The following is a 10,156-nucleotide window of genomic DNA, read 5'->3' as shown; positions in this document are numbered from 1 at the left end:
GAGCGCCGCGGTCAGCTCCAGCCGCTGCTCGGTCAATCCGCTCATATCGGCGCTGAAGAAGCGATGGGTCGAGCGGCCCGCGAGTTTTGCCTTGTACATGGCGGCATCGGCCTGCTGCATCAGCGTATCGATGTCGGTGGCGTGATCGGGATAGAGGCTGATGCCGATGCTCGCCGACATCTGCACTTGTTTCACGCCGAGCTGCAGCGGCGACCCCAGCGCCTGCGTGATGCGACCGGCGACGTCAGCGGCGGTCTCGGCGTCGTGGTCCGGAAGCAGGATCACGAACTCGTCGCCGCCGAGCCGACCCAGCATGTCGCAGGGACGTAGCTGCGCGCGCAGCCGCTGCGCCAGCAGCACCAACAACTCGTCGCCGGCCGCGTGGCCCAGCGTGTCGTTGACGTCCTTGAAATGGTCGAGATCGAGGAAGGCGAGCGCGATGTGGCTGCCGGCCTGACAGGAATCGATCGCCGACATGATCAGATGCCGGAGCTGCGCCCGGTTCGGCAGGCCGGTGAGGATGTCGTGATAGGCGAGCCGCGCGATCTCGGCGCGCGCTTCCTTGCGCTCGATCGCGAGCGCGGCGAGGCTGACGCAGGCATCGACGATGCGCCGGTGCCACGCGCTTGGCGCGCGGGATTCGCGGTAATAGAACGCGAAGGTCGCGATGACGCGGCCGTCCTTGGCCTTGACCGGCGTCGACCAGCAGGCACGCAGGCCGATCGAGAGCGGCATCGCGTTGTAGGGCAGCCAGCGCGGATCGGTGGCAAGATCGGTCGCCAGCACCGGCTCGCCGTAATAAGCGGCCGAGCCGCAGGAGCCGACCTCGGGGCCGATGACGATGCCGTCGAGCGCGCGCGAATACTCCTCGGGCAGGCTCGGGCCGCCGAGCGGATGAATCAGTCCACCGGCGTCGACATGCAGCAGCGAGCAGACGACGTCGGGCGCGATCTGCTCGACGCGGCGGCACAGCCGGTCGGCGATCTGCGCGATCGGCACCTCGTCGGCGAGCGCGCCCATGATCAATTGCTGGAGCGAGCGCAACTGCTTGCCTTCGGAAATGTCGTCCAGCAGCGCGAAGATGTGCTTGACCCTGCCCTTCTTGTCGCGGAACGCATCGATGCGGGCGGAGACCCAGATCTCCTCGCCGTCCTTGTTATAGACGAGCACCTCGGTTTCGCCGCTCGCGCCGCCCGCGATCAAACGCTTCCGGAGCTTTGCGAGCGCCTTGATCCGGGTGTGACGACCCGCCAGCAGGTCGGTAACGCGCCGCTCCTGGGCCTCGTCGTAGGAATAGCCGAACATCGTCGAGAACGACGCATTGGTGTAGCGGATGTTGAGCTCGGGATCGGTGATGATCACGGCGCGGTTGGTCTGATCGGACACCGCGTTGAGAAGCCCGATCCGCGCCCGGCGCTCGGCGTCCTCGGTGACGTCGCGGACGAAGGCCACGTGATGGCCGCCCTCCGATCCGACCGGGGCGAGCGACACGGTCGCCCGGATGCGGCTACCGTCGGCACGCACCAGGCTGACCTCGTCGCGGAACGGCGCGACCGGATCGGCACGGAAACAGTCGAGGCCGAGATCGGCGGCATCGTGCCCGATCATCTCGGCCCGCGCGCGCTTCCAGATCCGCTCGGCGGCGGCGTTGACATGGGTGATCCTGTGCGCGCCGTCGACGATCACGACACCATCGTCCGCCTGCTCGAGCGCGGCCAGCAGGAGTTCCGGAGTTCCGATCGCGGGGCAATCGTGGGCGGACATGGGTGGACCCGGGCGCGTCGCAGGATTGCGACGAGAACGCCGAGGCTAACGTTCCGATGGTGTCCAAGACGTTGTTTGCAACCGGGCGTCGGCGGCCCGGACCAGACATGCTCGCGACATGCTTAAGAAAGCGCGAAGCGGAACCTAGCCGGCGCCGGTTCCACCCGGCACCGTGCTCAGGCGGCCGGCCACCGCGCGCACCTTGCCCGGCGAGGCCCGCCAGATCGACAGCGCGGACAGGCCGCAGACGACGATCGCGATGGCGAAGGGCAGCGCGTAGCTGCCGGTCAGGTCGAACAGCAGGCCGGTAACCCACGGCCCGGCCGCACCGCCCGCCAGCGCCGCCAGCATGATCGAGCCAAAGATGCTGCCATAGTGCTTGCCCTGGAAAATCTCGAGCACGACGGGCCCCATCACCGAGGTCAGCCCGTAGCCGAGCGCACCTTGGGCGAACACCATGACATAGACGAGCACGAGCGACGGCCAGGCCTTCAGCGCCACCAGTGCGGCGAAGCAGATCGCAAAGCCGGCACAGCTCGCCACCCACACCCATTCGCGCCCGATGCGGTCGGAGACATGGCCGAGAAATATCTGGCCGGGAATGCCGAGCAGGCTGACGACGCCGAGCGACCACACCGCAACGTTCGCGCTGAAGCCGATGTCGAGCAAAAATTTGGTCTGGTGCACCTGCACCGCGTACCAGATGTACAGGCCGCAGAAATAGCCGAGCGCGATCCACCAGAAGCGGGCGGTGCGCAGCGCGCGCTGCAACGTCCAGTCGGTCGCGACCCAGACGGGATCGACGACGTTGGAGACGGGTTTTGCCGAATTCGCCGACGGCGCGGCATCGCCATCCGGCAACAGGCCGAGGTCCTCCGGCCGCTTGCGCAGCAAGAGATTGATCGGTGCGAGCACGATCAGCACCATCAGACCCATCGCGGTGCAGGCGGTGCGCCAGCCGGTCTGCTCGATCATGTGCTGCACCCAGGGCAGCAGCGTCACCGATCCGATGCCGACGCCGGCAAAGGCGATGCCGATGGCAAAGCCGCGCTGGCGGATGAACCAGTTCGGCAGAAACAGCGACTGGCCGGAATAGCCGAGGCAGACGCTGCCGGCGCCGACCATGATGCCGATGGTGACGTAGAGATGCCAGGGCGCGCTGGTGAGCGGCGCCAGCAAGAGGCCGCCCGCCATAAGCACAACGCCGACCTCCATCACCACGCGCGGACCGGCGCGATCCATCAGCCGGCCGATCAGCGGGCTGACGATGCCCGAGACCACGAAGCCGAACGAGAATGCGCCGGCGGTCAAGCCACGCTCCCAGCCGAACTCGGAGATGATGGGCGGAAAGAACAGCGAGAACGCGGTGCGCGCGTTGACCCCGATGGCCATGGTGACAAAGATCACCGCGACCACGACCCAGCCGTAGAAAAAGGGAAGCCGCATCTTGTGAGTGATTATGTTCGTTTCATCCCTGGACGATCCTTCGGACCATCCTGACATCACCGGGTCAAGCGCTTTTCATGCATGCCAGTGTCTCAAGCGCGAAAGCGGCACGGCCGGCGCGTCGGCATGCCGCACAACCCCAATGATAAAACCCCAGCCCTCGCCACTTGCATCTGGCCGAACCCGGACAAGCAGGCTAACATCCAACTTTCAGTACCGGATTATCGGGAGGTGAGTGATGGGTGCGTTCGTTCCTGATGGGTATGTTCCGCATGTTCAGGATCAGATCAATTCCAGATTTGCGGTGGGCGATGCCCTGAAGGAGATGATTGGGTTTCAGAAGGAATTCAAACTGTTCTCGCTGGCGCATTCGCTGTGCAGCTCGTTCACGCTGCTCAACATCGCGCCCGTGGGTGAGAAGGACCGCGATGGCTTCCTTAGATATCTCGAAATGCTCAGGAAGACCGGCGCCCAGGTGAACGGCAAGCCGACGAAATACAACGGCCACGACCAGATCATCGTGACGCTGAAGGACAATCTCGAGAGCAAGTCCCCGCTGCCGGTGTTCTTCGACTATCATCCGGGCGAGAAGCCGACGGGACAGGTTCTGGTCACGATCCGCGAAGCCTTCGTCTTTTCCAGCACGAACTATTTGACCATCAGCGTTCCGACCGTGAAGCCCGGACGCAAAAAGAAGAAGTAGGCCATGCGCGCACTCCGCGCGCAGGTTCGATCCTATTACTCGGGAAAGATCGCGCGTCACGGACCGACGCCGCTCGGCGTCGACTGGCCGAATACGGTGTCGCAACATCTGCGCTTCGTGCAGCTCCTCAAGCTGTGCGACTTCACGAAGCCGTTCAGCTTGACCGATTTCGGCTGCGGTTATGGCGCGCTGCTCGAATTCCTGGCGATGCGGCACGCGGATTGCCCCATCCGCTATTGCGGCATCGACATCTCGCCGGCCATGGTCGCGGCCGCCCGGCGGCGCTGGAGCGACCGCCCGGACGACGCGACATTCGCGGTCGGCTCGCGATGCCCCGATGTTACCGACTATGTTCTGACCAGCGGCACCCTCAACGTCAGGCTTGGCCGGCCAGTGCGCGAGTGGAAGGACTATGTCGAAACGATTTTGGCCGACCTGCAGCGCAGCAGCCGGATCGGCTTCGCCGCCAACTTCATGCTGCCCCACGACAAGGGGCGGACGGAAAATGTGCTCTATCGCACCAGGCCGCAGCCATGGATCGACTTTTGCCAAAAACGGCTCGGCGGCGAGGTCGAATTGCTGGCCGATTACGGCCTGCGCGAATTCACGCTTCTGGTTCGGAGCCCACGCACGCCTCCCGCGCCGAAAGCAGCGGTTCGTAGGCCTTCGCGCCCGTCTCGTCGATGAGGCGCCGCGCGCGGGCAAACAGCGCCGCCGCGTCGTGCTGCGGATGCCGGAGCTTACCGGCTTCGAGCGCCTGCCCCAGAAAGATGAGGGAGCGGCACTCCGCGAGGCGCGCGCCGCGCTCCACTGCGACGCTCAGGCTTCGTTCGGCCGCGCTCACGGCGGCCGCCGGGCTGTTGCTCCTGAGATAGAGCTCGGCAAGGAAAGCCAGCATCTCGCTCTCGTATTCGAGGCCGGCATAGGCCTCGCGCGCGAGGCGAACCGTGGCCTCGAGCTTCTGGATGGCGCCGACATGATCGCCGGCCAGCGAGAGCGCCAGTGCCGCGCAGGCCGCACTGTAGACCGCGAGATAAGGCAGCCCGCTCGCCGCGCCGACCTTCTCGATGCAGCGGCTGTGGAATTCGGCACGCTCAACGTCACCCAAGAGCCAGGCGAGCTCGACACCCGCGAGGTGCGGAATGAACTGAACCGCGGGGTCCGGAAATTCGCTCTCAGTCGCGATCAGGTCCGCGATACTCTGTCGCGCCACGGCGAAGTCGCCCATGCGCACCAGCACCCTGGCGCGCAGGCTCTCGACCCAGCGCTTGACGTTGAACCCGATCAGCGCTTCGTGCGCGGGCAGGATGTTGGTGATGTCAGCGAGCGCGGTATCGCTCGCCTGCAACGCTTCGCGCAGCTTTCCCGCGTAGCCATAGGCTTGGCAGAGGAAGATCTGCAGCATGGTGTTGAGGCTCGGATCGCGGGCGTTGGTCAGGTCGATTGCCTGCAAAACCTGCTTCACGTAGTCATCCGCCGATCCCGTGCACGCCAGCACCCGGCCATAGACGGCGAGGATCAGCACCTCGGAGACCGCGTCCTTTGCTTCGCGTGCGAGCTCCAGCGCCTCCTTGGCAAAGGGCGAGACCTCCTCGGCGCTGGTCCCTTCGCGCCAGCCCATGCCGACGATCTGGCCAGATGCCCGTACGCGCAGCCGGTCGGTTTCGGCGGAGCGTGGCACCGCCTGCAGCAGCAGCCGGACCCTCTTCCAGGACTTCAGCGCGACCATCGAATGCAGCGTGCCGATCCACGCCGCAGCGCGCGCCGCATAAGTTGCCGCCGGGAGAAAATCGCGCGCCGCCTCGAAATGATAGGAGATCAGATCGGCATATTCGCCGAGCTGCTTGTGATGGAAGGCTTCGAGCGCCTTGGCCACGGCGGCATGAAGTTCGACGCGGCGTGAGCGCAGTTGCGTGGCGTAGGCCACCTCCTGGATCAGCGGATGCCGGAAGGCGAACCTGTCAGGCGCGCCTTGATCACCCGGCTGCACGAGCTCGAGCTGCGACAGCCGGTCAAGGATGGGCGCGAGATCGGCCGCCGGTGCGGCCGTCACCTCAGCCAGCACAGCGAGGGGAAATTCGCGCCCGATCGTTGCGCCGACCTGCAGCACTTCCTTGTCGCGTGGCAGGAGGCGGTCGATGCGCGCCGCGATAACCGACTGGACCGTCGCCGGCAGCACCTCCATCGCCGGCTCCTGCGCCGCCTCGTAGTGACCGGCGTGGCCGCCAAGCTCACCGCTGTCGACCAGGGAGCGGATCAGCTCCTCGGCAAAGAAAGGATTGCCGCCGCTTCGCTCGATGATCCTCTGGCGAACCGCACGGGTCGACGGGTGATCGCCCATCAGATCGACCGCGAGCGAGGCCACGTCACCGTCGCTGAGCTCGTCGAGGCGGATTTCGTGGAAGTTCGGTCCTTCTTGCCACGGCGCCTGATAGGTCGGGCGGTACGTCAGGATCAGCAGGACGCGGCTCTGGGCGACGACGTCGACGAGGGCCGAGACGAATTCGATGCTGGCTTCATCCAGCCAGTGAATGTCCTCGATGACGATGATCGACGGCGTGCGGGTACCGTCCCTGACGAGGCTGCAGACCAGATTGACGAGACGGCCGCGTCGCGCCTTGGGGTCGACCGGCGATTTGTCGGCGCTGATGCCGAGGAAATCGCACAACAGCGGCACGTCATCCTTCAAATGCGGGACCGCGGCCTCGATCCGGGACGCGATCTTTTCGCGTGCCGTCCCGGCATCGTCGGCCGGGACGATCCTGAAGAAGGTGCGGAAGAACTCCACGAGCGGTTGCAGAGGCCCGGAATGATCGTATGGCGATGCTCTCGCGTCCAGCACGGGAACCAACCGGTCCCTGACCGCCCTGGAGAATTCGAAGCACAACCGGCTTTTCCCCAATCCCGGCGCAGCGGAGATTCCGATCGCCCTGCCCACGCCGCGCTCGGCCCCGGCAAACGCCTCGTGCAGGATAGCAAGCTCCTTTTCCCTGCCGCGATATACGCCGGCAAGCGCTTCCGGGAAGGCCGCGCCGGCCTGCTTCAAACCAAGCAAGCGATAGACGACGATCGGACGCGGAAAGCCCTTGACGTCCTGATGCCCCATCGACCGCGCCTCACAGGCTGCGTGCACCAGCCGGAAGGTCGATTCCGTGATGCAGATCTCACCGGGCTGCGCCATGTGCTCCAGACGGCTCGCCAGATGGACGGCGGGCCCGTAGACGCTCTGCTCCTTGGTGAACTTGTCCGGAAGGCCTGCGACGATCTCGCCGGCATGGATGCCGACGCGCAGCGTGATGCCGTTCGCATGCGACGACTGAATCATGGCGAGCGCGGCCTGGCAGGCACGCAAGGCGTGATCCTCCTGCGCCTGCGGCATGCCGAAAATCGCCAGCAGCGCATCGCCCATGCTGCGCGTAATCGTGCCCTGAAATTGCTGGATGGCCTCGCCCATGCGCGCCAGCGCGGGCGGCAAACGATCGAGCGCCAGCTCGGGATCGCCGGCACCGATCATTTCGGTCGAGCCGACGATGTCGGCGAACAGGACGGTGACGACCTTGCGCTCACCGACCGGCGCCTGCTGATGCAGGCGCTCGCCGCACGCGCCACAAAAGCGCGCCGCATCGAGATTTGGTTGCTGGCAATTCGGGCAGACCAGGGCGAAGCTGACGCCGCAAGATCTGCAAACCCTGTCGTCTGGCAAGGTCTCAGTCTGACAGGCCGGGCAAAGCATCAGCACACCTTCTCCGGGCACAGCCGGTTTCCGACCCGGAAGGTAACCTCAGTGCGATGAAAACGAAAGACGGCGCGCGCCGGCCATGCAGGGCCGAAATGCGGCGATTTGCTCAGGCTGCGTCGAGATGCGAGGCAGACGCCGCGGTCTCCGGCCCGATCTGTGCGATCGGCTGCGGGCGCCCGAGCAGATAGCCTTGCGCGAAATTAACGCCGAGCGCCTTGAGGCGGTCGAACTGCTCCTGGGTCTCGATACCCTCGGCGGTGACCGACATGTCGAGGCCCCGCGCCAGCGTGACGATCGAGGAGATGATGGCCGAGGAGCGCGGACGCAGCGTCATGCTGCGGATGAAGGATTTGTCGATCTTGATCTTGTCGAACGGAAACGCGGTGAGATAGCTCAGCGAGGAATAGCCGGTGCCGAAATCGTCGAGCGCGAGCTCGACGCCGATGCCCTTCAGCCGCTCCATGAAGGCGAGGTTCTCGACGCCGCGCTCCAGGAGGACAGATTCGGTGATCTCGATCTCCAGACGTTCCGGCGGCAGGCCGGAATCCCTGAGCGCCGCGCAGATCACCTCGAACAGCTCGGCCTCCTTGAACTGCACCGGCGACAGATTGACGGCGACGCGCTCTCCGGACGGCCAGGCCGCGGCGTCCGTGCAGGCACGGCGCAGCACCCATTCGCCGAGCGACACGATCAGCCCGGTCTCTTCCGCGAGCGGAATGAACTGATCGGGCGGGATCAGGCCGCGCGCCGGATGCCGCCAGCGCACCAGCGCCTCGAAACCGCGCCGCCCTCCGCTGGTGACGTCGAAGAACGGCTGGTAGTGCACCTCGAGCTGGCAGCGCGCGATGGCATCGCGCAGATCGCCTTCGAGCGTGTTGCGCGCCTCGAGCTCGACCGACATCGCTTCGTCGTAAACCGTGAAGCAGTTGCGCCCCGCCGATTTCGAGCGGTACAGCGCGAGGTCGGCCTTCTTCAGCAGCGCTTCCTGGTCACTGCCGTGCTCCGGCGCGATCGCAATGCCGATGCTGGTGCCGATCTCCAGGCGGTGGCCGGGCAGGAAGAACGGCTCGGCGACGAGCTTTGCGATGCGGCTCGCGAGCTCGACCGAGCCGACGCGTTGATCGTCGCAACCCTCCTGGATGATCGCGAATTCGTCGCCACCGAGCCGCGCCAGCACGTCGTGCTCGCGCAAGGCGGCCTTGAGGCGCTGCGCCACCTGGCGCAGCAGCAGATCGCCCGCGCCGTGGCCGAGCGAGTCATTGACGTTCTTGAAGCGGTCGAGATCGAGCATCAGGATTGCAAACGACATTCCGCCTTCGCGCATCTCACGATTGATCTCGTCCAGGCGGGCGAGGAAGAAGGCACGGTTCGGCAAGCCGGTCAGGATGTCGGTCTGCGCGAGCTCCAGCACGCGCCGGTTGGCCAGCGACAGGCGCCGCGAGTTGCGGCTTGCCACGACCAGATAGGTCGCGAGCAAGCCGGTCAGGAGCAGGCCGACGGCCAGCACCGTGTACGCGCGGTCGTAGGCGGTGACCAACGGGCCGCCGGTGGCCGGTACGGCACGGACCTGCCAGTCATTGTCGCCGATCTTCAGGACGCCCGACCAGTGCCGCTCGCGCGCGACGTCGCGCAAGGATTGCGGCGCGCTTTCCGACGACGCGAAATCGGGAAGCGTCTGCTCGAGGCTGACGACCCTGCCGGTGAAGGGCGAATAGACGTTGACGCTGATTGCGGGGCTCGCCGCCGTGGTGGCCCGGATCGCCTGCAGCAGCAGCGGCAGATCGAAGATGCCGACGATGACGCCGGAGAGATTGCGCCGGCGGTCGGCGATGGTCTCGCGCGACGTTCCCTTGGCGTAGACGGGCACGACGACCATCGCATTCGCCGGCCGGCGGCCCTCCCTCGGCTCGAAGAGCCTTGACGGCAAAGCCGCGATCCGGTCGTTGTCGCGTGCACGCCCCACCGCCGCCCAGCGCTCCGGCACGCTCGCATAATCCATACCGTAGACCGGCGAGGTCTTCGGCTGCGTGGAGTAGAAGATCGGAAAATATTCTTCGCGCTCGGGCGAGGTCGCGAAGCTGCCGTCATCGCGCAGCGACTTGATCCGATAGCCCGAGATGCCGTCGGCGGCGGCCGCGGCCTCGTATTCGGCGCGCTCCTTCCGGTTCACCCTCGGCAGCCACGCGATGCGCAGCATGCCCGGATGATGATCGAACAAGCGGCCGGAGAACGTCTCGAATTCGCTGCGGGTGATTTCCTCGTTGACGGACTCGAACAGCGTGCGCAGCGCCATCAGCCGCGAAATATATTCGTTCATGCCATTCTGCATGACGATGGCTTCGGTTTCCGCGGCGCTCTCGAACTCGACCTTGTTGACGCGGTCTTCCCATCTGGCGACCGCAAGCGCGGCAGCGAGCGACAGCAACAGGCCGATGCCGGCAGCGACGAGCGCAGGACGGTACAGCCCGGACAAGGGCGCTGCGCGCCACCGTCCGATCATACGC

General features: G+C 65.8%; 6 protein-coding genes. 2 read left to right on the top strand and 4 right to left on the bottom strand.

Annotated elements, in window-relative coordinates; translation table 11 throughout:
- Together C2U70_RS22700 and C2U70_RS22695 are read right to left on the bottom strand one after the other, a co-directional pair.
- A partial coding sequence (locus C2U70_RS22700) for a diguanylate cyclase domain-containing protein (RefSeq protein ID WP_140980643.1) occupies window positions 1-1,764 on the bottom strand: 1,764 nt, incomplete at its 3' end.
- A 144-nt stretch (window positions 1,765-1,908) separates the two neighbouring features.
- Window positions 1,909-3,210 carry an MFS transporter gene (locus C2U70_RS22695; protein ID WP_140980642.1) on the bottom strand — a complete coding sequence of 434 codons (1,302 nt, stop codon included), beginning with the start codon at window positions 3,208-3,210 and terminating at the stop codon, window positions 1,909-1,911.
- A 238-nt stretch (window positions 3,211-3,448) separates the two neighbouring features.
- Here C2U70_RS22695 and C2U70_RS22690 point away from each other — a divergent pair, with 238 nt between their 5' ends.
- Together C2U70_RS22690 and C2U70_RS22685 are read left to right on the top strand one after the other, a co-directional pair.
- Window positions 3,449-3,913 carry a hypothetical protein gene (locus C2U70_RS22690; protein ID WP_140980641.1) on the top strand — a complete coding sequence of 155 codons (465 nt, stop codon included), beginning with the start codon at window positions 3,449-3,451 and terminating at the stop codon, window positions 3,911-3,913.
- 3 nt (window positions 3,914-3,916) lie between these two features.
- Window positions 3,917-4,600, top strand: a complete 684-nt coding sequence (locus C2U70_RS22685) for a class I SAM-dependent methyltransferase (RefSeq protein WP_140980640.1) — start codon at window positions 3,917-3,919, stop codon at window positions 4,598-4,600.
- Here C2U70_RS22685 and C2U70_RS22680 read toward each other — a convergent pair.
- Both C2U70_RS22680 and C2U70_RS22675 read right to left on the bottom strand, forming a co-directional pair.
- Complete coding sequence (locus C2U70_RS22680; RefSeq protein ID WP_283810400.1) at window positions 4,518-7,646, bottom strand: adenylate/guanylate cyclase domain-containing protein; 3,129 nt, start codon at window positions 7,644-7,646, stop codon at window positions 4,518-4,520. The genes C2U70_RS22685 and C2U70_RS22680 overlap by 83 nt on opposite strands.
- Before the next feature lie 112 nt (window positions 7,647-7,758).
- The gene (locus C2U70_RS22675) at window positions 7,759-10,152 is read right to left on the bottom strand and encodes a bifunctional diguanylate cyclase/phosphodiesterase (RefSeq protein WP_246666828.1); all 2,394 of its coding nucleotides are present in this window, start codon (window positions 10,150-10,152) and stop codon (window positions 7,759-7,761) included.
- Between the last annotated feature and the right edge of the window lie 4 nt (window positions 10,153-10,156).

This window comes from Bradyrhizobium guangdongense (genome assembly GCF_006483445.1).
GTDB classification, from domain to species: Bacteria; Pseudomonadota; Alphaproteobacteria; order Rhizobiales; family Xanthobacteraceae; genus Bradyrhizobium; species Bradyrhizobium guangdongense_A.
Note: the sequence above shows the minus strand (reverse complement) of the source record. Positions and strands in the feature narration are given on the sequence as shown.